Annotated in this window: 1 protein-coding gene; it reads left to right on the forward strand. The window is 57.0% G+C overall.

The window, feature by feature from the left end:
* Positions 1–115: 115 nt before the first annotated feature.
* The coding region (locus SZ55_RS04605; RefSeq protein ID WP_044402101.1) for an IS5/IS1182 family transposase at positions 116–566 on the forward strand (451 nt) is incomplete at its 3' end.

Genomic DNA, 566 nt, shown 5'->3' on the forward strand with positions numbered 1-566 from the left:
GTCCATAGGGCCTCATACTGGGTTTCTAAGAGTATGTTGGGAAAGGGGGTATCAGTAGAGAATCGAAAGGGTTAGAGATGGCGCGAGCACTGATTTGTCAACCGTGAGCGCCTCGATGTGGACCAAAGCCAACCGAAAAAGATACGATCGTCGCCATCAAAGATATCCCAGCGACATCAACAACGAAGAGTGGTGCATCCTGGAGCCTATGTTGCCGGTCGCGAAAGGGATTGGTCGTGCCCGCGAGTATCCATTGCGCGAGGTGGTCAACGGCATCCGCTATGTTCAGAAGTACGGTATTCCGTGGGACGCCATGCCGAAAGACCTCCCGCCGGGAAGCATATGCTACGACTATTGGAGGCTTTTGGCCGACGCCCGCCGCGTCGAACAGATCAACCATCTTCTGRTCATGGCCGACCGAGAAAAAGCCGGACGCGAGCCCAGTCCAACCTGCGCCATTATCGATGCGCAATCGGTCAAGTGCGATGCGCCGGACGGCGAGCGCGGCTACGACGCCGGCAAGAAGGTGTTCGGCCGCAAACGCCATTTCGCCGTGGATACTGACG

Source organism: Pseudomonas sp. FeS53a (assembly GCF_000931385.1).
In the GTDB taxonomy this organism is placed as follows: domain Bacteria; phylum Pseudomonadota; class Gammaproteobacteria; order Pseudomonadales; family Pseudomonadaceae; genus Metapseudomonas; species Metapseudomonas otitidis.